At 56.0% G+C, this 24,244-nt stretch carries 24 protein-coding genes and 1 pseudogene; 7 read left to right on the top strand and 18 right to left on the bottom strand.

The features are described from left to right. Positions 1-38 precede the first annotated feature (38 nt). From AC0L37_RS16795 to AC0L37_RS16710, 18 genes are all read right to left on the bottom strand, one after another. Positions 39-1,160: a glycosyltransferase family 4 protein gene (locus AC0L37_RS16795; RefSeq protein WP_473315447.1), complete on the bottom strand. Its 1,122-nt coding sequence runs from the start codon at positions 1,158-1,160 to the stop codon at positions 39-41. Beyond that, positions 1,090-2,400 carry a non-hydrolyzing UDP-N-acetylglucosamine 2-epimerase gene (wecB, locus tag AC0L37_RS16790; protein WP_282222558.1) on the bottom strand — a complete coding sequence of 437 codons (1,311 nt, stop codon included), beginning with the start codon at positions 2,398-2,400 and terminating at the stop codon, positions 1,090-1,092. Before wecB ends, AC0L37_RS16795 begins: the two co-directional genes overlap by 71 nt. Then, positions 2,387-3,520, bottom strand: a complete 1,134-nt coding sequence (gene wbjC, locus AC0L37_RS16785) for a UDP-2-acetamido-2,6-beta-L-arabino-hexul-4-ose reductase (protein ID WP_435905168.1) — start codon at positions 3,518-3,520, stop codon at positions 2,387-2,389. The genes wecB and wbjC overlap by 14 nt, the downstream gene beginning before the upstream one ends. Continuing rightward, the gene (locus AC0L37_RS16780; protein ID WP_282222560.1) at positions 3,444-4,544 is read right to left on the bottom strand and encodes a polysaccharide biosynthesis protein; all 1,101 of its coding nucleotides are present in this window, start codon (positions 4,542-4,544) and stop codon (positions 3,444-3,446) included. The genes wbjC and AC0L37_RS16780 overlap by 77 nt, the downstream gene beginning before the upstream one ends. A 113-nt stretch (positions 4,545-4,657) precedes the next feature. After that, complete coding sequence (locus tag AC0L37_RS16775) at positions 4,658-5,776, bottom strand: O-antigen polymerase (protein ID WP_282222561.1); 1,119 nt, start codon at positions 5,774-5,776, stop codon at positions 4,658-4,660. Between the two features lie 202 nt (positions 5,777-5,978). Next, a complete protein-coding gene (locus tag AC0L37_RS16770) occupies positions 5,979-6,920 on the bottom strand; it encodes a glycosyltransferase family 2 protein (RefSeq protein WP_282222562.1) in 942 nt (313 codons plus the stop codon). After that, positions 6,913-8,052 carry a DegT/DnrJ/EryC1/StrS family aminotransferase gene (locus AC0L37_RS16765; RefSeq protein WP_282222563.1) on the bottom strand — a complete coding sequence of 380 codons (1,140 nt, stop codon included), beginning with the start codon at positions 8,050-8,052 and terminating at the stop codon, positions 6,913-6,915. The genes AC0L37_RS16770 and AC0L37_RS16765 overlap by 8 nt, the downstream gene beginning before the upstream one ends. 106 nt (positions 8,053-8,158) lie before the next feature. Continuing rightward, entirely contained in the window at positions 8,159-8,623 is a 465-nt protein-coding gene (locus AC0L37_RS16760; RefSeq protein WP_282222564.1) for an acyltransferase, read from the bottom strand. Continuing rightward, a complete protein-coding gene (locus AC0L37_RS16755) occupies positions 8,620-9,084 on the bottom strand; it encodes an acyltransferase (protein WP_282222565.1) in 465 nt (154 codons plus the stop codon). Before AC0L37_RS16755 ends, AC0L37_RS16760 begins: the two co-directional genes overlap by 4 nt. Further along, positions 9,084-9,317: a hypothetical protein gene (locus tag AC0L37_RS16750; RefSeq protein ID WP_282222566.1), complete on the bottom strand. Its 234-nt coding sequence runs from the start codon at positions 9,315-9,317 to the stop codon at positions 9,084-9,086. Before AC0L37_RS16750 ends, AC0L37_RS16755 begins: the two co-directional genes overlap by 1 nt. 41 nt (positions 9,318-9,358) lie before the next feature. Then, entirely contained in the window at positions 9,359-10,879 is a 1,521-nt protein-coding gene (locus AC0L37_RS16745) for an ATP-binding cassette domain-containing protein (protein ID WP_282222567.1), read from the bottom strand. A gap of 7 nt (positions 10,880-10,886) precedes the next feature. Then, entirely contained in the window at positions 10,887-12,425 is a 1,539-nt protein-coding gene (locus AC0L37_RS16740; protein ID WP_282222568.1) for an aminotransferase class I/II-fold pyridoxal phosphate-dependent enzyme, read from the bottom strand. After that, a complete protein-coding gene (rfbA, locus tag AC0L37_RS16735; protein WP_282222569.1) occupies positions 12,415-13,284 on the bottom strand; it encodes a glucose-1-phosphate thymidylyltransferase RfbA in 870 nt (289 codons plus the stop codon). Before rfbA ends, AC0L37_RS16740 begins: the two co-directional genes overlap by 11 nt. Continuing rightward, positions 13,281-14,225: a dTDP-glucose 4,6-dehydratase gene (gene rfbB, locus AC0L37_RS16730; RefSeq protein ID WP_473313462.1), complete on the bottom strand. Its 945-nt coding sequence runs from the start codon at positions 14,223-14,225 to the stop codon at positions 13,281-13,283. The genes rfbA and rfbB overlap by 4 nt, the downstream gene beginning before the upstream one ends. A gap of 41 nt (positions 14,226-14,266) precedes the next feature. Next, complete coding sequence (locus tag AC0L37_RS16725) at positions 14,267-14,776, bottom strand: dTDP-4-dehydrorhamnose 3,5-epimerase (protein ID WP_282222571.1); 510 nt, start codon at positions 14,774-14,776, stop codon at positions 14,267-14,269. Next, positions 14,776-15,873, bottom strand: a complete 1,098-nt coding sequence (gene rfbG, locus AC0L37_RS16720) for a CDP-glucose 4,6-dehydratase (RefSeq protein ID WP_282222572.1) — start codon at positions 15,871-15,873, stop codon at positions 14,776-14,778. The genes AC0L37_RS16725 and rfbG overlap by 1 nt, the downstream gene beginning before the upstream one ends. A 33-nt stretch (positions 15,874-15,906) precedes the next feature. Then, a complete protein-coding gene (gene rfbF / locus AC0L37_RS16715; RefSeq protein WP_282222573.1) occupies positions 15,907-16,677 on the bottom strand; it encodes a glucose-1-phosphate cytidylyltransferase in 771 nt (256 codons plus the stop codon). After that, positions 16,674-17,873, bottom strand: coding sequence for a glycosyltransferase family protein (locus AC0L37_RS16710; protein WP_282222574.1), 1,200 nt, complete (start codon positions 17,871-17,873; stop codon positions 16,674-16,676). The genes rfbF and AC0L37_RS16710 overlap by 4 nt, the downstream gene beginning before the upstream one ends. Positions 17,874-18,200: 327 nt before the next feature. Between AC0L37_RS16710 and AC0L37_RS16705 the strand changes: the two are divergent. From AC0L37_RS16705 to AC0L37_RS16675, 7 genes and pseudogenes are all read left to right on the top strand, one after another. Next, positions 18,201-18,972 (top strand): annotated as a pseudogene (locus tag AC0L37_RS16705) (HpcH/HpaI aldolase family protein). 33 nt (positions 18,973-19,005) lie between these two features. After that, positions 19,006-19,779, top strand: coding sequence for a 3-deoxy-manno-octulosonate cytidylyltransferase (locus AC0L37_RS16700; protein ID WP_282222575.1), 774 nt, complete (start codon positions 19,006-19,008; stop codon positions 19,777-19,779). A gap of 19 nt (positions 19,780-19,798) precedes the next feature. Next, positions 19,799-20,788: a class I SAM-dependent methyltransferase gene (locus AC0L37_RS16695; protein WP_282222576.1), complete on the top strand. Its 990-nt coding sequence runs from the start codon at positions 19,799-19,801 to the stop codon at positions 20,786-20,788. A 27-nt stretch (positions 20,789-20,815) separates the two neighbouring features. Beyond that, positions 20,816-21,853, top strand: coding sequence for a Gfo/Idh/MocA family protein (locus AC0L37_RS16690; protein ID WP_282222577.1), 1,038 nt, complete (start codon positions 20,816-20,818; stop codon positions 21,851-21,853). Between the two features lie 9 nt (positions 21,854-21,862). Next, on the top strand, positions 21,863-22,474 hold the full coding sequence (locus AC0L37_RS16685) for a D-sedoheptulose-7-phosphate isomerase (RefSeq protein WP_282222578.1): 612 nt from the start codon (positions 21,863-21,865) through the stop codon (positions 22,472-22,474). After that, positions 22,474-23,190: an SDR family NAD(P)-dependent oxidoreductase gene (locus tag AC0L37_RS16680; protein ID WP_282222579.1), complete on the top strand. Its 717-nt coding sequence runs from the start codon at positions 22,474-22,476 to the stop codon at positions 23,188-23,190. The genes AC0L37_RS16685 and AC0L37_RS16680 overlap by 1 nt, the downstream gene beginning before the upstream one ends. Beyond that, a complete protein-coding gene (locus tag AC0L37_RS16675) occupies positions 23,183-24,241 on the top strand; it encodes an AroB-related putative sugar phosphate phospholyase (cyclizing) (RefSeq protein WP_282222580.1) in 1,059 nt (352 codons plus the stop codon). The genes AC0L37_RS16680 and AC0L37_RS16675 overlap by 8 nt, the downstream gene beginning before the upstream one ends. Positions 24,242-24,244: the final 3 nt, after the last annotated feature.

Raw genomic sequence — 24,244 nt, 5'->3', positions numbered from 1 at the left:
CTGCTGGGCGGGCGTCGCGCAGCTTGTCCAATAAGCGGCTAGCGTCGACCAGCAAGTCTGACAAGGGTGTTCTCGACCATGTCCAATATGCTCTGGCGGTCAAATTCTCGCGCTAGAACCTCCGGCCCCAATTTTCCCATGCCTGATCTTTCGCTTGGGGACAGTGCTTTCAATTTGCGTACCGCGTTCGCCAGTCCCTGCGAGTCTCCCGAGGGGACAGCAATACCTGCGCCCGAGCGCTCTATCAGCGCGGCGCCTTCGCCATCAAGCATGGCGATGACGGGCTTGCCAGCAGCGAGATAGGATTGAACTTTTCCGGGGATGGTCATGGCAAAAGCTGGAGCAGTCTTCAACGAAACCAACAGCGCATCCGCATGCGAGAAGAACGAGTGCATACGCTCCAAAGGAAATCGACCCGGCAAAAGCACTTGATCCTGCAATCCCCGGCGCTGCACCTCTTCAATGAGCCAGTCGCGCTGCCGACCGTCACCGACGATAACCCAGCGTATCGGTTCGTCACGCAGTTCTGCCGCTGCATCAAGCACGGCGGGGAAATTTTGCGCCTCCCCGATATTCCCGGTAAAGACAATATTGAACAAATCGGGGCGCAACGGCACCTCCGAAGCGGGTAGCACGTCTGCGTCCATAATGGGACTGTCCGACCAGCTTGGTAGATAATCCACCTTGTTGCTGTCAACGACATGCCTGTTGATCTCCGCCAGGAATGCCCGCGACTGGCCCCACACCATATCGCATTGGCGGTAGATGTAGGTCACCATTCGATCCACGAGGCCCAAGACCAATGGTGATCGGACTGCGCCGACAGCTTCGAGAGACTGGGGCCAGAGATCAAGCACCCATAGCGCTATCGGAGCACCTGTCCGCCACTTCATGACGATAGCGGGCAATCCCACCGTGACTGGCGAGCCTTGAAACACAAAGATGGCGTCGAACTGTCTGCCACGAAGCCGCCATGGTCCCAGTATGCTGGCGCTCACCGCATATGAGAGATAGTTCAGTATGAGAGTCACGCCGCCTTTGCCGCGAGGTATCAGCGGAACGCGAACCACCTCTGCTCCCTCAAAGCTGTCAAATGCGGAAGGGTTGGATGTGAACTCGGGGAAAACCGATCCATCGGGGTAGTTTGGTTTCCCGGTCAGAACTGTAACGGTGTGACCGCGTCGAACCAGATCTGCCGACAGGTCGTTGACCCTGAAATTTTCCGGCCAAAAGTACTGGCTGACGATCAGTATTCTCATTGCGTGGGGCGTTCCCCCAGACGCGCAGACGCACGTAATCGACGTAGGACAGCACGATGCGGGCGACTTTTTCCGCCACATTGGGCATCGAGTAGTCGCCAACCTGACGGAACGCCCGCTCGGACCCGACTGGCTGGTGCTGAACAAGATCAATCCCTTGCATGATGCGATCCGGCGATAGCCCAACCATCATTACGCTAGCTTCTTCCATCGCCTCTGGCCGCTCATGCGCCTCGCGCAGATTGAGAGCGCGAAAATTAAGGATCGATGCTTCTTCGCTGATGGTCCCGCTGTCGGATAGCACGGTGCGGGCATGCATCTGTAGGTTGACATAGTCATGGAAGCCCAGGGGCTTCAAGAACTGAACCAGAGGGTTGAACACCCGGTCAGCCTGTTCAATCCGCTTGCGTGTGCGCGGGTGTGTAGAGACGATCACCGGCAAGCCGTAAGTTTGCGCGACACGATCAAGACTTTCGGACAACGATGCAAAGTTCTCGTCAGATTCGATGTTTTCTTCCCGATGCGCACTCACGACAAAGTACTGGTTGCGGGTTAGGCCAAGTCGGGACACAGCGTCTGATCGTTCAATAGCAGTGCGATTTTGCGTCAGTACCTCAAACATGGGGCTGCCGGTCTTAATGACCTGATCGGGTGGCAACCCTTCGCGAAGGAGATACTCGCGCGCGATGGCGCTGTAGGTCAGGTTGATGTCTGCGACATGATCCACAATCCGGCGGTTGGTCTCTTCTGGCACACGTTGATCAAAGCAACGATTGCCTGCCTCCATATGAAAGATTGGTATCCTGCGGCGTTTCGCTGGGATGACTGCCAGACAAGAATTTGTGTCGCCCAGAACCAGAAGTGCGTCGGGTTTCAACGATGCAAGCACTTCGTCCGCTTTGGCTATTATTTGTCCAATTGTCTCAGACGCGGTCTTTCCCGCAGCGTTCAGGAAAAAGTCAGGCTTTCGCAGCCCCAAGTCTCGAAAAAATATCTCATTGAGTTCAAAGTCGTAGTTCTGTCCCGTGTGGATCAGATGGTGGTCGAATACTTCATCGAACCTCTTGATAACGCTGGACAGCCTGATGATCTCTGGTCGAGTGCCAACAATCGTCGCGACTTTGAGTTTACGAGGCGGCATGATTCACAGGCTCTTGGTATGTATCGGGGTTGTTCTGGTCAAAGATCTCATTGGCCCACAGCATCACGATCATATCGTCCTGGCCGACATTTGTGATGTCGTGCGTCCAGCCAGGCACCGTTTCAACAATCTCGAAGTGACTGTCGCTCGTACTCAATTCCGCGGTTTCGCCGGTAGCCATGTGACGAAACTTGAACAGGGCATGTCCGCGGACTACCAGGAATTTTTCGGTTTTGGTGTGATGGTAGTGGCCACCTCGCGTGATGCCAGGACGGCATGTAAAGAATGAAACCTGTCCCGCATCCCGGGTTTTGAGCATCTCAACGAACTGCCCCCTGGGATCAGAATGAGTCGTCAGCTCATAGCTGAACTGCTCGGGTCGGAGATAGCTGAGATAGGTCGCGTGTAATGCGCGGTCCAGACCGAAGCCCACCGGCTCGGTCACAAGTGACTCTCTTGAGGCTTTGAACGCAGAGAGCTTTTCGGAGAGTTTGCCCACGGTGGTTTGATAGGTTTCAGGGATCGTGCAGAACCCATTGCTGTCCAGCGCAGGCGATACGCCGTCCACCAAATCCATCCATAGTGCAATCAGGTCGTCGATATACAGCAGCGAGATGGCCGCGCTCGGGTCATTAATCTGGATCGGTAGCCCGTTGGCAACGTTGTAGGAGAAGGTTGCAACAACGGAGTTGTAGTTTGGGCGCGCCCATTTGCCGAATACATTGGGTAACCGATAGATAATCGACTTTCCTGGGTGCCTCTTCCCGTAATTCTCCAGCGCCATTTCGGCCAAGCGCTTGCTCCGGCCATATGGGTTGTCCAGTGTTGCTTGAATCGATGACGACAAAACCAGCGTCGGCGCAATTTCTAGCGAGCCAAGCTTACTGCATATGAGCTCAGTCAGGCCCGCATTGCCTGTCTCAAACGCGTCCTCGGTCTTGGGCCGGTTTACGCCGGCCAGATGGAAGATGATGTCCGCACTGGTAAGCTGTTCGATTGCCGCATCTATTTCCGCCTCTTTGCGGACCGCGATTACCTTTATGTCAGGTCTCGCACCAAGATGGAGCATCAAGTTGCTGCCGATAAAGCCACTTGCACCCGTTACCAAGACAGTCCGCATGATCAAGACATCCCCCAGCCAATGCCGCTTGGAACAGCGGCAATTGCTCAAGTAATTGTATGGTCTGCTCGACCGTCAGTCGCTCGGAATTGTGGCTGTTGTAGTCGGTGCTCTCTGAGATTTCCTGATCGCCATCGTCAAAGAATTTGCCATAGTTAAGGTCCCGCGCGTCAGCAGGCACACGGAAATAGCGCCCCTGGTCAATGCAACTGGTTCGCTCTTCGCGACTAAGTAGCGTTTCGTATACCTTTTCGCCGTGGCGCGTACCGATCACCTTGACCGGATGATCAGGCGCGCCCATCAGTCGTTTGACGGCTTCTGCAAGAACCTCGATCGTTGCGCTCGGTGATTTCTGGATATACAGGTCCCCACTCTGTCCGTGCTCAAATGCATACAGGACAAGTTCGACCGCATCATCAAGCGACATCATGAAACGGGTCATCTCGGGGTCCGTCAGGGTCAACGGTTTGTTCTGCCGGATCTGTTCCATAAACAGCGGAATAACAGAGCCGCGCGACATCATCACATTGCCGTATCGTGTCCCGGTAAAGACCGTCCCCTCAGGCGCGTTACGTGACTCGGCAACCATCACCTTTTCCATCAGGGCCTTGGAAATTCCCATGGCGTTGATGGGATAGACCGCCTTGTCGGTGCTCAAGCAAACGACGCGCGACACATTTTGCGCCGCAGCGGCCAGCAGGACATTTTGTGTGCCCATGACATTGGTCTTGACCGCTTCCATTGGATAGAACTCGCAAGAGGGTACTTGCTTGAGCGCTGCAGCATGGAAAACGTGGTCGACGCCGCGCATTGCAGCCTGAACCGCATCACGATCGCGGACATCGCCGATATGAAACGAAAGCGAGGGGTTCGCCAGGCGACGGCGCATGTCATCCTGTTTCTTCTCGTCGCGGCTAAACACGCGAATTTCCGCAAAATCGAGCTTGGAAAGGTGCTCCAGAACGGTGCCGCCAAACGACCCGGTGCCACCAGTGATCAGAAGTGTTTTTCCCGAATAGGTCATGCTGAACCCTTGCATGTAGAAAGCCGGCGACTGGAGACCACGCCTATCCGCATGTGCAGATAGACGCAACCTTGTGCGCAGCATGTGGACGTCACCTGTCGATACCTTGAGGTCTAAGCCTGCTTTGGTGACCAGAAGCGGGGTATGATCACACCCAGCAGAACGGCGAGCGCCATATGAAAGGGCGTGAGCAGAGTTACAAAGTAGTTTGTAAAGAAGCTCAGCATGCTGATGGCGAAGAACATTGGAAACAGGATCTGGGCCCAGACATGGTAGCGGGCCAGTTTAAACACCCAGATACCGAGCAGTAGTTGAAGGCCCATAATGACACTCGCCCCCGCAAATCCGAAGTCTGCAATGTAGGTGCCGTAGCCGCTCGACATTGTGTACGCCAGCGACGCCAGCGGCAGCGGATAGCGGTCCTCAGGCAGCAGGTCGGGTCTGATCACGCTTGGTAGAAACGGATAAAGCGAGTAAAATCCGGGGAATGGCGCCGCCTTGAGCGTCTCGTTGGCCGCGAGATGCAAATTTGCAATTGGGGTTGTCAGATACAGATAGACCCAGGAAACAGCCGCCGATTTTTCCATCAGGTCTCGGACGGCTTTTGTGACAGCGGTCGGCTGCGCAGCGGTGGGGTTGGTCGTATCGGTGGCGCCTTGCGCAACCTCGAAGGGGGCAGCGATGGCCACCGTCGCTTTAGCATCAATCGAGCGCACGCTGCCGATGCCGTAAATCCCGCCCAGCGTAGCGATAGCCAACACGGCAACCCACGCAACTTGCCGCTTGAAACTAGGAGCGACCAGTGCCCCGGCAGCGACAACGTTGAGGCAGTACAGCACGTAGCCCCCCCGGTTGATCTCGGCCACAACGGTCAGTGTCAGCAGCGCAATGATCAACGCGAGTACCCAGCGGAATGAACTCGACCTGACCAGAGCAATAGTGGCCAGTATGGAAATCACAATGCGAAGCGTGTTCCAGGCACCTGAAAACGTTGGCACACCATAGTCATAATAGTAGCGGTCCAGTCCTTCGATGGACCAGAAAACGGGAAGACCGCCGGAATATGCGATAATCAGCGCAAAACCGGCTGTCCAAACCGCAAATACCGCCAGTATGAACGGTGTGCTGAAAATCACTAAGTCGGTCGGCGGCGGAGCCGCCACTGCACTGGGTGTAAATCGCTCCAGGAGAAAAGACCCGCCTGCGGCGATAGCGATGGAACCAGCTACCATCAGGAAAATGGTAGTATTGGGCTCAGGAAAAAATTGACGATCGCTGGACTGTAGATCGCCAGAACAAGGACCCAAATCGCCGCAAATGCCGCGTCAGGACGCATGAGAACTGTAAGATATTTTCTATAGCCCACGGTCGTCTCATTTGGTTTTTATTGAATTGATTTAAATAGTTTAGCGCGAGTGCTATTTGGCGGCGTGTTTATCTAGCTTTGAATAAAAACTTGCTGATTCGTCTGCGGACTATATCACTGTGTGCCAATCTCCAGGCAAATGGTGAGAATGTCAGCAGATATAGCAGCCGGTAGATAAGGCCATTCTTGTTACTTGCCGAAAGGCTGGCTCGGGCCGCCTTGCCTTTACCCTCGGCCATCTGGTAGCGGGCGTCGTAGTAACAGGCTCGCTGCTCGGCAGCAGCAAACGCCTCGGCATTGTGTCTATCAATTCCGGGGTTTTCTTCTCTCACCATTTCAAGAGTGAGACGGCGTTCTGTCGCCCATCGGGCGATGGACTGATCAGTTAGCGAACCTGCCCGAATGTTCCAAATTCCCAGGCATTCATTCACAACGCAGGCTGGCCCCTTGGCCAGCAGGCGCATGAAGAGGTTGTATTCCTCGGATGCCTGAATGCGGTCGTCAAAGGTAAGTTTGAACGTCTCAAGGCTTGCACGCCGTAGCAAGGGCGTAACCATGTTGATATCGAACTGCACCAACTGTTGGGCAAAAATGTCTCCAGAACTCGATCGTGGCAAGGCCTCCCGGATCAAAGTTCCATCCATCAACTGTTCGCGCACACCCGCATAGCAGAGCACGGTGTCGTCGGGGCACTGGGCTATCGCGGAAAGCTGTTTTTCAAGTTTGTCAGGGTACCAAAGATCGTCGCTGTCGAGAAAGCCGATCCATTCCCCGCGGCACTCTGCCATCGCCAGCCGACGGGCGTGTCCCAGAGGTACATTCTCGGCACTGCAGAAATATCGTATCCGGCTGTCGAATGACTTGGCGATCGCCGCGGTCTGGTCAGTTGAGGCATTGTCCCAGAATATGATCTCCCAGTCCTGGAAGGACTGAGCGTATACCGATTCAATGGCACTGCGCACATACGCAGCGCCGTTGTAGCAGTTCATGACCACAGAAACCTTAGTCATGGCGGTGCAGATAATCTTGGACGGCCGTGACAACCCGCTGTTGGTCATCAAGGCTAACCATCGGATGAAGCGGCAGGCTGATGAGTTCTCGGCCAAGTTTCTCGGCGGTAGGGAGGGCGTACTCGGTTTTGAAGTATGACAACAGATGGTTGGGTCCGTAGTGCAATCCGCACTGGATACCGCTTGCCCTGAGGTGGTCCATCAGGCCATCGCGTTTGCCGTTGCGAACCCGCAACGGAAAAATGTGCGGTATGGACGAGCTGTAGTCGAAGTCGAAAAGCGTAAGCCCCTCGACTTGACCGAAGGCTGCGGCATATCCAGTGGCCAATTCCCTTCGCGTCGCACCAAAATGTTCGATCTTTTTGAGTTGCGCACGGCCTATTGCCGCCATGATGTCGCTCATATGGTGTCGATGCCCTTGATGCAGAACATCAAAAACCCAACTCCGTTCGCCCGAAAACCGTTTCTGCGTATCATTCTCGACGCCCAACAGCCGGGCTGTTGCGACGTATTGCGCAATGTCGGCATCGCCGGTTACGACAGCGCCGCCTTCGCCGCTGGTAATGTTCTTGATGCCGTCAAAACTGAAACAGACAATGTCGCCTGTTGAGCCGACCATCTCGTTGCCTCGACGGCAGCCAAAGGCATGGGCGGCGTCTTCGATAACCCGCAGGCCTTTGGCGCGCGCCAGATGATAGACATCCTCAACCCCAGCAACGTTGCTGGCATAGTGCACCGGCATGATGGCACGCGTACGCGGCGTCACTCGCCGTGCCGCGTCCTCCACGTCCAGATATACAGAGTCGCTACGCACATCGCACGCCACAGCCGTGGCGCCGGTCGCAGCAACGGCCTGGAACGAGGCGACATAGGTAATTGAGGGCACAAGCACCTCATCGCCTGGCCCGATGCCGAGGGCCTCAACTGCCAAGTGGAGTGCAGATGTCCCAGTGTTGACGCAGTGCACCGGCCGATCTGTTCCGATGAATGTCGCGAGCTCCTGCTCAAACGCCTGCACCTCGCTCCCCATTCCGAGAAAGCCTTTGTCCAGCACACGCATGACAGCGTTCTTCTCTTCATCGCCCAGGACAGAGCGAGAAAGCCGGATTGTGGAGGCATTATTGTTGTTCATCAACGGTCTTCAGCGCGCTTTGGGAAATCGTGAATTGCAGTATACCATACGGAGAATGGCTGCATGTTTGGTTTGCTGGGGTTCGGCGAGTTTGTGATGTTAAAACTCATCCAAAATGTCTAATCACTTTGGCAGGTACCCCGGCAACAAATGTACGAGCCGGCACGTCGCTGGTAACCACCGCCCCAGCTCCCACGACCGCATGCTCGCCGATGGTTACAGGGCCGACAACTATTGCCATTGTGCCAATGTAGACGCCGTCCATGACCACAATATCACGGCCAGACTCCGGAACATGGTGAAGCGGCAGGCCCGTGACCTCGGCCTCCTCAATGGACAAGTGCTTGCCGGTTAAAAGTTGGACATCCTCACCGAACACCACGTTCGTACCAATGGTGATGGCTCCACTACGCGTGTTGAATACGCAAGATTTTGGGATACCTCGTTCGGCTCCCTTGGGAAACAAGATCGGATGTTGTCCCGTGGCGTATAAAGGCCGCTCCAAACGAATGTCGTACGCCCGTGCCAAGCGTTGGACCAGCGGCTTGGTGGCTCTGATAAACCAGTTCATCGCGATCGCTCAGAATCGGGCGCCCGACCAACCACTCTGGCGGGGTTGCCAAATGCCTTCGCCCCTGCCGGAATGTCTCGCGTTACGACACTCCCAGCGCCAATCATGGCGTCCTTCCCGATCGTAACGCCACAGATGATCGTCGAGTTGGCGCCAATGGCGACCCCTTCCTCGACAACCGTTGGCTCAAACACGATTGCTCTCTCGGTGTCGTAGCCACGGGCGCGCGGGTAGCGATCATTGGTGAATACCACGCCCGGGCCGATAAAGGCGCCGCGTGCGATCCGCACGCCATCATAGATCAGGCAACCATTCTTAATGGTCACATCGTCTCCAACGACAACATCATTCTCGATGAACACATGACTGCAGATGTTGCAGTTCTCCCCGATGATGGCATCGGGGAGAATGACAACATGCTGCCAAACCTTGGTGCTGGTCGGTACGCGGGAATTGGTCATCAAGAATGTCCCTGTGCGTTTTCCGGGTCATGCGGTTCGACAAGCATCTGCTCAAAGCTGCCCGTTTGCACAACTTGGCCGCTCTCCATACGCAGTATGGTGTCGCAGATGCGCAGTGTGCTGTGCCTGTGCGCGATCATGATAAGGGTAAGCCCCTCGTCGCGAAGTCGTTCAAAAGCCGCGACGATGCCACGCTCGGTCTCTTCGTCAAGGGCAGATGTCACTTCGTCCATCACCAGTACCTGACGATTGTGGTACAGGGCGCGGGCAATGCTCAGCCGCTGCCGTTCGCCGCCGGACAGCCGCGCCCCCGCTCCCCAGATGAAGTCGCCAAACCCTCCGGCATCTTCGATAGCACGCGCTGGAAGTCCGCGAGATCGAGAGCGCGTTGCAGCCGCTCGGTGTCAGCGGGGGCGCCGCTCCAGTCCAGCGTGATATTCTTCTCAATGCTGTCATCAAGCAGAAACTGCTCCTGCGGGATATAGGCGAACAGGCTGCGTGCGGTTTCGGGGGCGAGCACCCCGCCATCATCGCCAACCACCTCAATACTGCCCTGGCTGGGCTGCAGGAGCCCCAGAATAAGATTGGCCAGAGTTGTCTTTCCAGCCCCTGATGGACCAATCAGGCCCACAATCGCTCCTTTTGGAATATTGAGCGAGACTGGGCCAAACGGAGCAGCCTCCGCGTCGCTCCCTTTATATGTAAATGCTGCGTCGGACAGTCTAATTTCGCGAAATTCTGGAGGGGGTTCGCCGCGCTCAGTGACTGTCTTGAATGGTGCCTTTGACCCTCCGAAGCCTTTGAGGTCCTCGTAGAGCTGGTCGCTGGCGAACTTGGAATAGCTGATGCTGTTGAGTGACGAAAAGGTCTGCGAGAAAGCTGGCATTAGGCGCAGGCCAGCCACGGCAAAAGTTGCGATTACCGGCAGCAGTTCTGCTGGATCGCGATTGGTGGCCAGATAAAACCCCACCAGCGAGACGACAAAGCCTACCGCAACAACTTCCATCAGATATTTTGGGATGACGCTAAAAGTATAGAATTGTCGCTGATTAACACCAAGCCTTACGCCAGCATTGGCGACGTAGTCTGAAAAGCCGACCTCCACACCCAAAGTGCGAATTTCCTTGATCCCGCCGATGCCCTGCGTCACGCCGCGCACCAATTGTTCCTGCGCAGTGGTGACCCGTTCGCCAGCCCGTTTGGTCCGTCGGGCGATGACCTGAACGTAGATGATGCCAGCGATCATCATGCATGCGATTAGAGCAATGAAGAACCCGGGCGCAATTGACAGCAGAAGACAGGTGAGTACCAACACCACTGCCAGTTCCGCGAGCATCCGGAAAAGGGGCAGCAGCAGGTCATCGGAGAATATCTTGGAATTCACCAGGATGGTTTGGATGAGTGTGGATGAGTTGCGTGTCAGAAAAAACTGGTAGGGCTGGCCGAGGTAGCCATCCATCAGGGTCTTGATCTGCGCGGCTCGGAACCGGGTGACGAAACCCAGGATCAACCACTGAACGAAAACACCGCTGATGCCTTTGAGCACAAAGGCAAGCACAATGCCGGCCGCAAGCCAAACGCCAAACTGGCCTCCCAGCAGCCAATCAGGAAGTGTGATTCCGAGAAACTCTCCCGAAACGGCTTCGGGGTTGAGGATGATGGCTACAAAGGGAGCTATCAGTCCGACACCAAACAGGTCGATAATGCTCAGCAGCAGAAAGAGGGCGCTGATCCCCACCACGTTCCAGCGGTACGGCGCCAGGAAAAATGCAAGAGGTTTGAATAAGCTGCGCACTGGCCGTCTATGCCTGCTCTTGAGCGAAAAAGTCGCTGATCGCGTCGCAGACATGATCAATTTCGAGCTCAGTGTGCGTGGCCGAAATCGGCAGGCTCAGGCAGTTCTTGTGAATGCTGCGACTGATCGGAAAATTAGCAGGATCAAGCCCATAGTCGGCATAGGCTTGCTGATCAAATGGCGCAATTGGGTAGTGAATCAGAGTCTGGATTCCCTGGCGCTGCAAGTGTGTTTGAAGGCCAAGCCGGTCCGCACACCGAACGACATAGGTATGCCAGACATGTTCTTCCGCAGATAGCGGGGCTGCAGGCAGCTCAAGCCCCTCGATTTTGCCTAGTTTCTGTTGATATCGGCCCGCCAAAATGCGGCGATGCTCTGAACCTGAATCCAGTCTGGGCAACTTGGCCAACAGAGCTGCGGCATGGATTGCGTCAAGTCGACTGTTTCGGCCCTTCACATCGTTGACGTACTTCACCTTGGACCCATAATTACCCAGCAGCGCAACGCTTTCAGCGGTCGCCGGATCGTCGGTAGTGATGGCTCCGGCGTCGCCGAGTGCCCCCAGGTTTTTGGTGGGATAGAAGCTGAAAGCTGCAGCGTGTCCCTGGGCGCCAACGCGAACACCGTCCTTGCTGGCACCATGCCCTTGCGCACCGTCTTCCAGGAATTTGATGCCTCGCTCGTCGCAAAGCCGGCGAATGGGCGCATGGTCCAGGGAGCGACCATATAGATGGACACCCAGCACGACTTTCGTGCGGTTGGTCAGTGCCGGCTCGATAGTGGGCGCTGATATGTTGAAGGTCGCCGGGTCTGGTTCGACCGGGACAACGCGGGCACCGACTGCATCAACAGCCAGCCAAGTTGCGATATATGTATTGGCTGGAACAATGACTTCATCGCCGGGACCGACACCCCAGGCGCGGAGCACGAGTTCCATGGCGTCCAGGCCGTTACCGACGCCAACAGCATGCCGCGCGCCGCAAAACGCCGCCCACCTTTCCTCGAATTCCTTGACCTCGGGCCCACCCACATACCAGCCTGACTCGACAACACGCTGCACAGCAGCACTCAATGCAGGCTCGAAAGCGGCATTCTCGCGCTTGAGATCGAGCGAACTGACGGCCGTGACCACCCCTTTGGGCTGCTCCATGTCAAAGCTTGTTTGGTCACGAATATAGTCACCCTCGTCGTATGGCAGGCTCGCCAGGACAAGGATAACAGCGTCTTCTGTGATGTTGTGCATTTCGCGCCACAAGCCTGGCTCGATAATGACCATGCGTCCTGGGTCGTCCATCTCAATGCTGGTCTGAGCGCCGTCTCGTGAGCGAAGACGCAGATCACATGAGCCGCTAACGCAGACCATCGCTTCTCGTGTCCGACGATGGGCGTGGAAGCCGCGCGGCAGTGCAGGGTCCGCCTTGGTGATGAAATAGACGCGCTGCACCGTAAAGGGGACCTGGGAGGTCAGTTCGATAGGAACCAGAATACCTCTGGGATCCGCCCGTTTTGGTAGCGCGATAACCTGATGCTGCGTCTCAAGCTTCATTGACGATATCAAGGATTGCCCGCCCATAGCTGGTGCTTTTCATCTTCATTCCTGCCGCTCGGAGCTCTTCCTTGCTGATCCAGCCCTGCGCGTAGGCTATCTCTTCAAGACAGGCAATCTTGAAGCCCTGTCGTTGCTCGATTGTCTGCACAAATTGTCCCGCCTGCATGAGGCTGTCATGGGTGCCGGTATCGAGCCAGGCAAAGCCGCGGCCCATACGCTCGACAATCAGACTGCCTTCTTCCAGATAGAGCCGGTTCAGGTCGGTAATTTCCAGTTCGCCGCGAGGCGACGGCGAGAGGGTTTTGGCCATCTCGGAGGCGCGTCCATCGTAGAAATACAAACCGGTGACAGCCCAGTCTGATTTTGGTGACGCTGGTTTCTCTTCTAGCGACAGGCATTTTCCCGTCTCGTCGAATTCGGCTACAGCAAAGCCTTCCGGGTCACGAACCTTATGGGCAAATACCATCGCGCCATGCGTCAGTTCGTGTCCGCGACGCAGGCCTTGGCTGAAGGCCTGACCGAAGAATATATTGTCGCCAAGGATCAAGCTGGATGGCTCGCCGGCTAGAAACTCTTCGCCAAGAATGAAGGCCTGCGAAATCCCGCCAGGCTCGGGCTGCGAGATATAAGTCAGACGCACGCCAAAGCGGCTGCCATCCCCCAGCAGGCGTTCATATTGTGGCAGATCATGCGGTGTAGAGACGATTGCAATGTCTCTTATGCCGGCGAGCATCAGAACCGATAGCGGGTAATAGACCATCGGCTTGTCGTAGATCGGCAGCAACTGCTTGCTGATCGCAAGGGTCGCGGGATAGAGGCGCGTGCCCTGACCGCCTGCCAACAATATACCCTTCATGATGCTTCCCCTCTAAAGCGGTTGACATACCACTCAATGGTCGTCCGGAGCCCGGAGCTAAAGTCGATCTCCGGAGCCCAGCCCAGTTCGGCCTCTGCCTTGGTTGGATCGATCGCATAGCGCAAGTCATGTCCCTTTCGGTCCTCGACAAATGTGATCAGTCGATGCAGGTCGTCGCGGCCCAACAGGTCATTCATTTCGTCGCAAATGCGGCGAACCAAATCCAGATTGCGTTGTTCGTTGCGCGATCCGAGCAGGTAGCTTTCGCCGTTTAGTCCTTTTTCGTGCGCCATGATTACGCCACGAGCATGGTCGGACACATGGATCCAGTCACGAATCTGCTGCCCGTTCCCGTACACGGGTATCGATTGGCCTTCGAGGCACCGAGCAATGGTCAGCGGAATGAGCTTTTCGGGAAACTGAAAGGGGCCGTAATTGTTGGAACAATTGGTAATCACGTAAGGCAATTGATGGGTTCGGCCCCACGCAGTCACGAGATGATCGCTGGCGGCTTTGCTCGCCGAATATGGCGATGAAGGGCGGTAGGGGGACTTCTCGGTGAAGCCGGGCTCAGCTTCACTGAGATCGCCATAAACCTCGTCTGTCGACACATGGGTGAACCGGTGTGATGTCGAGCCAGATTTCGACCATGCGAGGCGCGCTGCCTCGAGCAAGTTTGCGGTGCCGATCACATTGGTCTGGATGAAGGGCATTCCGTTGTCGATCGAACGGTCCACGTGGGACTCCGCCGCCAGGTGAATGACCTGTGATACCCCGAATTCTGCAAAGACGCGCCGCATAGCGTCTGCATGACAGATGTCTTCCTGTACGAAGCAAAAATTCGATGCTCCGGCAACGCTTTCCAGATTCGCCAGCGAGCCTGCATAGGTGAGGCTGTCAACAACCACGACCTGTCGGTCTGCCGAAATCAGCTGACGCACTACTTCGGAGCCTATGAACCCCGCTCCACCCGTTACCAAAATCATGAGGCAATTGGCCCTCTACCCATTGTCAACTGCTTGGTGTCAGGCAGCCTTGGGCCAAAGCCCGCTTCCAGTCTCTCGGCTTCATCCGGATCGTGAACGATATCGGCCAGATTCATAAGTAAACTCTGTCCGGGCCCCAAGCCGACAAAGGTCATGAACCAGCCTGGAGATACGGTCAACCTTGCATAATTCTCGGACCCAAGCACCGCATAATGATAGTCGACCCACGAGGTTCCTACCCGCCTGGCAAGCAGAAACGCCACCTTGCCTACCGGGACCACCAAGTTAAGAGTCATGCGTGAGTGGCACTTCCAGTCGCGCGCTGTCTGAGCGTCAACCAGGGAGAAATAGGCCTCACCAAATCCTTTGAAACCTGCACTGGTCTGCTTTAGCGCATGGAACACAGCGCCGCCCGAGGTTGGAATTTGCCGCTCAGGCGTCAAAATCAACCCCGATGGCATTACCGCCGCGCCTGCCAGGGGGCTCCATGTGAGGTGCGATGCCATCAGGTCATCCAGATCTTGTTGCGCTCGTTCGCCAGTGCAAGGTACCGGTCGAGGTGCTCAGAAGTCAGGGCAACGGGGTCTGCGCGCCCCACGATGACACCGTGATACCACTGCGCTGTAAGTTCGGCTGTCTCTTCAAAAGCCAGGGTAGGTGTCCATTTCAGCGCGTGCATGGCCTTGTCGCAATTGAGCTTTAGCAATCCCGCTTCCTGCATGGACTGGCCTTGCACAGTGTAGGGAGCAAAACTCTGTTCCTTGCCCCAGTTGGCATAGAGCGCGTCGAGCAACTCCGCGACCGAGCGATTTTGTTCGCCGCTTGGGCCGAAATTGTACGCCTCACCACTCGGCGTGCGGTTCTCCGCCAGACTTTGTCCGAGAGCGAGGTAGCCCGAGAGTGGCTCCAGAACGTGTTGCCAGGGACGAGTGGCGTTGGGGCTGCGGATGGTGACAGGTGTAAGAGTCTGCCATGATTTTATGGCATCGACGACAATGCGGTCTTTGGCCCAGTCGCCGCCGCCAATGACATTTCCGGCGCGCCCCACGCCAATGCGAACCGAGGATTTTTCTGGCGTAAGGAAGGAGTGGAACATGCTCTTGATGACCAGTTCCGCGGCGCCCTTTGAACCGGAATACACATCCTTGCCACCAACTGCGTCGGTCTCCCGGTAGCCCCAAGTCCACTCAACATTGTCGTAGCACTTGTCGCTCGTGATCATGACCGCCACGCAGGGCCACTCAACCGAGCGCAGAGCGTCCAGAACAGCTAGGGTGCCTACAATGTTCGTCGTATATGTCGATACGGGGTCGGCATAGGCGACCGATACCAGAGGCTGAGCTGCAAGGTGGAATACAAAGTCGGGCCGGTGTTCAAGAATGGCACGTCGCACAGCATCCAGATCGCGGACATCAGCGCGGATATCAACGATCTGGCCGGATAGCTCCAATAGGTCAAACAGCGCCGGCTGTGTCGGAACCATATCAGAAAATCCGACGACACGAGCCCCCATGCGCATGAGCCAAGCCGTCAACCAGCTTCCTTTGAAGCCGGTGTGTCCGGTCACAAGGACGGTTTTTCCATTGTAGCAATTATCGAACATCAGGCCCCACGGGTCGATTGTTAAGGAATTCGGTTACCAAAGCTTCCAAGGAGGCGAGCCATTGTTCCACAACTCGTCGAGAACAAGCTTGTCCTTGAGTGTGTCCATACACTTCCAGTAACCATGGTGCTTGCGGATGACCAGTTCGCGGCTATTGGCGAGCGACTGCAACGCCCCATCCTCAAGGACCGACCGGTCACCTTCGCTGATATGATCGAATATCTGCGGCTCAAAGACAAAAAAGCCGCCGTTGATCCAAGCCTCATCGCCGCGCGGTTTCTCGACAAACTTGGTCACCAGGCCATCTTCGTCCTCGAAGGTGCCAAAGCGGCCATCGGGCTGCACTGCGGACATGGTCGCAGTCTTGCCGTGTGCCTGGTGGAAGCTCAGCAGTTCGTTCAGGTTGATGTTTGATACGCCATCACCATAGGTGAGCATGAACGGCTCATTGCCAATGAAGTCCTTGGCGCGAAGCACGCGGCCGCCGGTCATCGTGGATTCGCCGGTATCCAGCAGAGTGACTTTCCAGTCCTCTTCATGCTGATTGTGGAACAGCACTTCATTGTTCGCCAGATCGATCGTGACGTCGTTCTGGTGCAGGAAGTAGTTCATGAAATATTCTTTGATCACGTATCCCTTGTAACCAAGCAGGATCACGAACTCATTGAACCCCTGAGATGCATAGAGCTTCATAATGTGCCACAGGATTGGCCGCCCGCCGACGGTTACCATGGGCTTCGGTATTTGGGCTGTTTCTTCGCCCAACCGTGTGCCGTAGCCGCCAGCTAGAATTAGAACCTTCAACGTCCTCTCCCCACCAAATTTCTCGCAAATGTAAAGGCTCGGTAGATCCAGTCACGTCGGTTCGCGCCCGAATCGACCAAATCGCCCCACTTATAGGTCGCGCGTTCTGCAAAGTAGACCAATTTGGTGGCGACCTTGGGGAGCGCGTGATTTGTCGCCACGTATGTTAGCGAAAGCTGCGACAGCCTCTGACTATCGGCTGTGAAGTCGCTCAGCATGTCGGTGAGGGGCGTGCCGCCAGGGTAGCTGGCAGGATCAAACAGAATGCGTCCCAGCGTGAAACCGCTCTCTTGAAATAGCCATCGATAGAGGTAAGCCGGCGAGACGGGGCCGTAGCTCGGGTCGAGCAGGATAGTTGGGATACCCAGTCTTGCGCCATCAAGAGCGGCCGTACCCATCGCCATGACGATGTCCGCCCGGTCCGTCAAAAAAGCATCCAGTTGGTCGGGGGGTACGTTGTTGATGAGCGTCAGGTCAACAAACTCAAGCTCGGATCCCTGATCCGCCACCCTTGCAGCAAAAGCGCCGCTACCCACGATTGTCAGTTCGACAGCTTGCTTGCTCTGACGGCTGTAACCATCCAGATCCAGCATCGCGCGCACGAGTATGTGGTGTTTGAAGTCGGCGATCCGGCCAACCCAAACAACTCGCAGGGCGCTATGACGGAGATCGCGCGCCTGTCGGACGACAGACAGGGCTGGATCAGCCACCGGTATAGGCAAAAAAACAGGGTCGTCTACGCGCGCCTTCAGGAAGCGCCGGACAGCGCCAACATTCTCTTCGTCCATGAAGAAAATGGAGTGGCGCCCGTGCATGGCCTCTACCAGTTGGCGGTTTGTTTTCCGCCGACCTGCGAGCAGGGTAGACAGGCTGGCCATCAGCAAAGCGGGCGTGCGGTAACTGATCTCACGCAAGCCCGGCAATGCGGGTACGAGGTTAAAGGGCAAGCAATTCCAGAAAATCAGTCGGGTCTCCCGACAGACAGATAGACCTGGAAAGATAGACCAGGGGTTCATCGCCTGAAGTACAAGAATGGCGTCAGCCGGGACGTGTGTCGCCCCCTCGTCGCTATAGGGTAGTATGGTGACCTTTTCGGAGCGCAAATTTGTCGCCATGAACCCATCCGGGTAGTCAATCAGCGTCACGTCCAGCCCGTGTTTCTCGGCCAGGTAGGTGCCGATACGCAAGAACAGCAATCCGACGCCACCAACACCCCGATAGGGGAAACAGAAGAATAGTCTGGGAAGTTGAGGCAAGCTGGCACGCTTTCGCTGTTTGTGGCTGTCAGGTCAGATATCAGGAATGGGCAGTGAAACAATAGGACTGCCAGAGCTTGGGCCATTCACGCACACCCAGCGGAAGGACTACAGGGAAAAATTGTTCTCAGCCATCAAGTAAGCCGTCTCACGTTCCTCTTTGCAGCTGCCCGGATTGTTGCTTCACATCGGCCACTGTGCCATCTGTCCGCTTAGCAAAAGCGACGTTTTACACAGACTGTCACCTAACACTGAACGAGTTTCACTATGAACTTTGAATCTGGCCGCGCACTCCGCGCAAAGCTCAAATCGGGCGCCCCCTGCATTGGCGCCTGGCAGACGCTTGGAAACGCCGGGATATCCGAAGTGCTGGCCGGAACTAACGTTGACTGGGTCATGATTGACATGGAGCATTCCATGCTGGACCTCCGCGATGTCGCGGAGGCTATTCGCGTGGTTGATCTGCTTGGCAAGGTCGCTCTGGTACGTCCTCCTGAACTTGATGCCGCGTTGATCAAACGAGATCCTTGATGCGGGCGCACACGGCATCATGATTCCCAACGTAATTTCTGTGCAGCAGGCCAAGGATGCAGTCGCCGCCACGCGATATGCACCAAGTGGCACGCGTGGAGTGGGCCTCGGTCGGGCACAGGCCTACGGAAACGGGTTCCGTGAGCAGTTTGATTGGGCGCAGGAGGGGGCATTGGTAATTGTCCAGATCGAGGACAAGCGAGCCATCGCTGAGTTGGATGACATTTTTTCGGTGGCCGGAATAGATGCCTTTTTTGTCGGTCCGTACGATCTGTCTTGCAGCCTAGGATCCCCCGGCGACTTCACGACTCCGGAGTTCGCTCAAGCGATGGACACCTTGCTGGCCAAGGGGCGGGAAATGGGTTTGCCCGCCGGATATCATGTGGTAGAGCCGAATCCAGCCGATCTGCAGGCTAGGGTCGATATGGGTTATCGTATGATAGCCTATGGAGTGGATTTCCGGCTAATGCACCGGGGCATGAACGATGCGTTGGCATTGCTCACCTGATACAATCACTGCATTCAGATTAGGGTATGGTCGTTGGCTACACTTATTGTCATTCCGGCAAGAATGGGTTCGTCGCGCTTTCCAGGCAAGCCGCTAGAAAAAATCTGTGGCATGCCGATGCTTGGTCACTGTGTCAAACGGGCACAGTTGGCCGACGGCGTTGACGCCGTATACGTGGCAACCTGTGATCAGGTGATCTACGACTATGTGCGCTCAATTGGCGGTAACGTGGTTATGACCTCGGAAAGCCACCAGCGCGCGACCGACCGAACGGCCGAAGCCCTTGTTCACATTGAGGCCGAGACCGGTGTCTCTTACGACTATGTCATCATGCTGCAAGGCGATGAGCCCGCTGTGGCGCCGTCCTCTCTTGCCGCCATGGTGCCGGCCTTTGAGGACACTTCGGTCGATATCGTCAACATTATCTCCGAATTCAGTTCCGATGAAGCATTTGCTGACGTCAATAACGTCAAGACGGTGTTCGACCGGCAAATGAACGCTCTCTATTTCTCGCGTGAGCAGATCCCATCTCCCTGGAAGGGGCAGAGTCACCTACCGCGCTGGATGCAAGTTGGGATCATCGCTTTCCGGCGCGAGGTGCTGGCCTGGTTCCTTGATCAGGAAGAAACACCTCTGGAGCAGATCGAATCTGTTGATATGAACAGGGCTCTCGAGCATGGGCGCAAGATCAAGCTGATCAAGAACCCGACAGCGACACTCGGTGTTGATACCCCAGAAGAGCTCAAGACCATGGAAGCATGGCTCCGCGCTGATCCGGTAACCCGTCATTACCTGACGTTAGATTGAACCGTCGGAGCTAGCTCAGATGCGCGAAAAAGACATACGACCACGTGAGTTGCTCAACGAATACCTGCGGTTAAGCGAGCAGGATGCAACGACGCTGTTTGCCGATGGCGCGCGTGACGTGGTTCCCTGCGTAGCCTGTGACAGCGGCAACGTCCTGCCTGCCTTTGAGAAGAATGGTTTTGGCTATTCACGCTGCAGCGACTGCGGCACGCTGTTTCAGACCCCGCGCCCCCAACTGGCGGTTTTTGAACAGTTCTACGTCAACTCGGAATCTTCCGACTTCTGGGCAAAGACCTTCTTTCCCCAAGTAGCAGAGGCGCGGCGGACTGCCGTATTCGCGCCGCGTGCCGCCGAACTCGCCAAGATGCTCAAGGATCGTGGTTTCGAGCCCCGGACGGTGGTCGATGTCGGTGCTGGGCACGGGATGTTTCTCTCCGAATTGGTGGGACGGCTCGAAGGCGCTTCGGGCATTGCTGTCGAACCGTCGTCGGAGATGATCGAGAGTTGCCGCAAGCTTGGCTTCGAAGTGCGAGAAGCCTTGGCTGAAGACGTTAAAGATCTGGATGGCCGAGGTGATCTGGTGTGCTCGCTCGAGGTAATGGAGCATGTACACAATCCCCTGCGCTTCATATCCAACCTTGCTGCATTCACCGCGCCTGGCGGCTGGGTCTTTTTTACCACGCTAGGGGCTGACGGTTTTGATATCACGGTGCTCGGCGAGCATGCGAACGCGGTGTTCCCACCCCATCACCTCAACTTCATGTCGGTTGAGGGCTTTGACATCCTGTGCCGTCGCGCTGGCCTGACTGATGTCGAGGTGCTGACCCCGGGCAAGCTTGATGTGGATATCGTTCGCAACAAGCTGAGCGAGCTTCCCGAATTGCTGGACAGCCAACCCTTCATCAAGGCATTGCTCAACGACGATACAACTGCGGCGGCGTTTCAGCAGTTTCTTGCCCAGAACCGGCTCAGCTCGCACACTTGGGTGCTGGCCCGAAAGCCAGCATGAGCTAGCTCAAGTGAATAGAGGTGCTGTATGAGCCTACGCGTAGGCATTGCCGGTCATGGCGTGGTGGGTAGTCGGCGCCACCAGTGTTTTGATAAAAATCCAGACACCACCGTTGTTGCCGTCGCTGACCAGCGCTTTGCTGACAGCGAACCGCCCAAGGACGTGTCCGCTTATCCTGATTACCGCAGCATGATAGCATCGGAAGAACTCGACGTGGTTGTCGTTTGTCTGACCAACGATGTGGCTGCCGACGCTACAATTGCGGGACTCGAGAAGGGGTGCCACGTTTTCTGCGAAAAACCGCCAGGGCGCAGCGTTGCTGAGATCCGCCAAGTTCGCGAAGCAGAGTTGGCGCATCCTGGTCTCAAGTTGAAGTACGGCTTCAACCATCGCTACCATGAGAGCGTTCTGGAGGCGAAGCGGGTCATCGAGAGCGGCACCTACGGCAAGATAATCAGCTTACGCGGTGTCTATGGGAAGTCCCAGATCATCACCTTTGGTCAGTCGGATTGGCGCACCCAGAGGAAAATGGCGGGCGGTGGCGTCTTGCTCGATCAGGGCATCCACATGGTCGATCTAATGCGGCTGTTTGCTGGCGACTTTACGGACGTCCACAGCTTCATCTCCAACTCGTTCTGGGGGTATGATGTCGAGGATAACGCGTATGCGTTGATGCGGACCTCTGACGGTGTCGTTGCTATGCTAAACAGTACCGCGACCAGCTGGCGACACCGTTTTAGTCTCGATATCACCATGGAACGTGGCGCTGTTCTGCTGGGAGGCATCCTGTCTGGTTCGAAGAGCTATGGTGCCGAGACTCTCGCCATCATTGAGGCCAATCCGGAGAGCGACAAGGGCGACCCCAAGGAAACCTTGATCCGCTATAATCATGATCCGAGTTGGCAAACGGAGGTTGATGACTTTGTGGCTCATGTTCGCCAAGACACACCGGTGGACAGCGGGTCATCACTCGATGCGCTGCGCACCATGGAGCAGGTTTTCCGCATTTACTACAGCGATCCTGAGTGGCGGCAGTTTGCTGCTATCGACAATCCCGACGCCTGAGGCTGATCAATGAGCACGCTGCTAAACTTGCACGACGACGACATCGCACGCTACTCGAAGAATTACTTTCGCCATCTGGCCAAGATTCTCGACGGCATCGACGGGGCCGAAATTGACGCCGTCGCCAAGGCTATGATTGCCGCACGCGAACAGCGCCGGATGATCTTCATCATCGGCAATGGTGGCAGCACATCTACCGCCAGCCATATGGCAAACGACCTTGCTATTGGCAGCCGGCTGGCGGACCGTCCCTTTCGCACCATGAGCCTGTGCGACAACAACTCGATTCTGACCGCCGTGGGCAATGACTTCGGCTATGACGAGATATTCACCCGGCAATTGGCTTATCAGGCCCAACCTGGCGATCTACTGATCGCTATCTCCGCCTCGGGAAACTCTCCCAATTTGGTGCATGCATTCGATTGGGCCAGCAAGAACGAGCTGACCACAATCGCACTGACTTCCTTCGTCACCGGTGGCAAACTTCGGGAAATGGCCGACCTCTGCATTCACGTGCCTACTGACCCTGCGGAATATGGCCCGGCTGAGGACGCGCATTTGATCCTCAACCACGTCTTTGTCTCCTATATGACCAATCATCTCAACCCGGGGCGGACATAATGGGTGGCGCGCAAAAGACAGTTCTCATCACCGGGGCAAGCCGAGGGATAGGCTTCGAAATTGCCCGGCAATACGCAGCGGACGGATACCGTGTCCTCACGCTGAGCTCCAAAGAATGGACACGCGAAGAACTCAAGCCAGCGCGTCACTTTGGTTTTGATCTGGCGGATACAGCTGCCGTTGACGAAACCGCCGATGCGCTAGCAGAAGAGCGTGTTGACGTTCTTATCAACAATGCGGGCATCAACAAGATTGCGCCATTTGCCGAAATCGATCCGGCTGAATTCAGGCGCGTACAAGACGTCAATGTCTATGCGCCTTTTCGCTTTTCGCAGGCAGTTATCCCAAACATGCTGGAAAATGGCTGGGGAAGAATCGTCAACATTTCATCGATTTGGGGTATGCGCTCCAAGGAGTTTCGTGCCAGCTACTCAACGAGCAAGTTCGCTATCGATGGTATGACAGCAGCCATTGCAGTCGAACACAGTCAGCACGACATCCTGGCCAATTCTGTGGCCCCTGGTTTCATCGATACAGAGATGACACGCGGGCTGCTCAGTTCCAGCCAGATTGATGCCTTGCTCAGTCGAGTGCCTGCGCGCCGGCTCGGAAACGTGCAAGAAGTTGCCGCCTTCGTTAAATGGCTGGGCAGCGACGCCAACACTTTCATAACCGGACAAAACATTCCCGTTGACGGAGGTTTTACCCGTGCTTGAGAATCTCGAGATTCAATCGCATGTGGGTCCCTACTCAGTCACCTACGCGGGCTCACCCGGCGAAGCGATAGCAGCAGCTCTGCTGCCGGGGTGCGTGGTGATTGCTGACGCGCGGGTGGCGGAACTCTACGCCGCCGATTTTGCAGTATTGGACGGCACCCCCTGTATCTTCATTGAGGCAGACGAAGATGCAAAGTCGATTGCCAAAATCGTCCCGGTTCTCGAGCAACTTGCGGAACTCGGTCTCAAGCGCAGTCAGACCCTGGTAGCAATTGGTGGGGGGGTCGTACAGGATATTGCCTGTTTTATAGCTTCCGTCTTTATGCGCGGTATACCGTGGCACTTTGTGCCAACCACGCTTCTTGCACAGGCAGACAGCGCTATTGGTTCCAAGAGTTCGGTCAATATGAATGCCGGTAAAAACATCCTTGGGACTTTCTATCCACCCAAGCAAATTTTCGTCGGCGTGGGGTTTTTACAGACACTGCCAGACGACGAGGTCCGCTCGGGCATTGGTGAAATCATCAAAGTTCACGCCATCGATGGGCCGGAATCGTTCGACTATTTGGCAGGAAAATTCGATCAGCTAGTGAGCGACGACGCCGTGCTGGCTGAGTTTATTTCGAGGGCACTTCGCATCAAGAAGCGCTATATTGAAATTGACGAGTTTGATCGTGGCCCACGCAAGATTTTCAATTTTGGTCACAGTTTCGGCCATGCCATCGAAACCGCGACCCACTACGGCATCCCGCACGGTATCGCCGTGACAATGGGGATGAAGATCGCCAATGACTTCGCCGTGGCCTTGGGCAAGGCTGACGCGGGGCATCGCGATCGTATGCTGGGCATTCTGCAACAGAACTACGCATCATTTGCAGACTATGCGATCGACGCAGAGGCGGTGTTCCACGCCATGGCGAAAGACAAGAAAAACAGTGATGCCGGCTATGGGATCATCATCCCCGTGGGCGCCGAAGCGAGGATCGAAGCGATTACGGTCAAACCTGATCAGTTCTTTCTGGATACCTTGAAGGCAGCACTGGCCCTCTAGCCG

The organism is Devosia sp. J2-20 (genome assembly GCF_055808475.1).
Note: the sequence above shows the minus strand (reverse complement) of the source record. Positions and strands in the feature narration are given on the sequence as shown.

Bases quoted from the DNA above. Each gene is read 5' to 3' on its own strand.
- wecB (WP_282222558.1), bottom strand. From the start codon at position 2,400: ATGCCGCCTCGTAAACTCAAAGTCGCGACGATTGTTGGCACTCGACCA.
- wbjC (WP_435905168.1), bottom strand. From the start codon at position 3,520: ATGCGGACTGTCTTGGTAACGGGTGCAAGTGGCTTTATCGGCAGCAAC.
- AC0L37_RS16780 (WP_282222560.1), bottom strand. From the start codon at position 4,544: ATGACCTATTCGGGAAAAACACTTCTGATCACTGGTGGCACCGGGTCG.
- AC0L37_RS16775 (WP_282222561.1), bottom strand. From the start codon at position 5,776: ATGGTAGCTGGTTCCATCGCTATCGCCGCAGGCGGGTCTTTTCTCCTG.
- AC0L37_RS16770 (WP_282222562.1), bottom strand. From the start codon at position 6,920: ATGACTAAGGTTTCTGTGGTCATGAACTGCTACAACGGCGCTGCGTAT.
- AC0L37_RS16765 (WP_282222563.1), bottom strand. From the start codon at position 8,052: ATGAACAACAATAATGCCTCCACAATCCGGCTTTCTCGCTCTGTCCTG.
- AC0L37_RS16760 (WP_282222564.1), bottom strand. From the start codon at position 8,623: ATGAACTGGTTTATCAGAGCCACCAAGCCGCTGGTCCAACGCTTGGCA.
- AC0L37_RS16755 (WP_282222565.1), bottom strand. From the start codon at position 9,084: ATGACCAATTCCCGCGTACCGACCAGCACCAAGGTTTGGCAGCATGTT.
- AC0L37_RS16750 (WP_282222566.1), bottom strand. From the start codon at position 9,317: ATGGACGAAGTGACATCTGCCCTTGACGAAGAGACCGAGCGTGGCATC.
- AC0L37_RS16740 (WP_282222568.1), bottom strand. From the start codon at position 12,425: ATGAAGCTTGAGACGCAGCATCAGGTTATCGCGCTACCAAAACGGGCG.
- rfbA (WP_282222569.1), bottom strand. From the start codon at position 13,284: ATGAAGGGTATATTGTTGGCAGGCGGTCAGGGCACGCGCCTCTATCCC.
- AC0L37_RS16725 (WP_282222571.1), bottom strand. From the start codon at position 14,776: ATGGCATCGCACCTCACATGGAGCCCCCTGGCAGGCGCGGCGGTAATG.
- rfbG (WP_282222572.1), bottom strand. From the start codon at position 15,873: ATGTTCGATAATTGCTACAATGGAAAAACCGTCCTTGTGACCGGACAC.
- AC0L37_RS16695 (WP_282222576.1), top strand. From the start codon at position 19,799: ATGCGCGAAAAAGACATACGACCACGTGAGTTGCTCAACGAATACCTG.
- AC0L37_RS16690 (WP_282222577.1), top strand. From the start codon at position 20,816: ATGAGCCTACGCGTAGGCATTGCCGGTCATGGCGTGGTGGGTAGTCGG.
- AC0L37_RS16685 (WP_282222578.1), top strand. From the start codon at position 21,863: ATGAGCACGCTGCTAAACTTGCACGACGACGACATCGCACGCTACTCG.
- AC0L37_RS16680 (WP_282222579.1), top strand. From the start codon at position 22,474: ATGGGTGGCGCGCAAAAGACAGTTCTCATCACCGGGGCAAGCCGAGGG.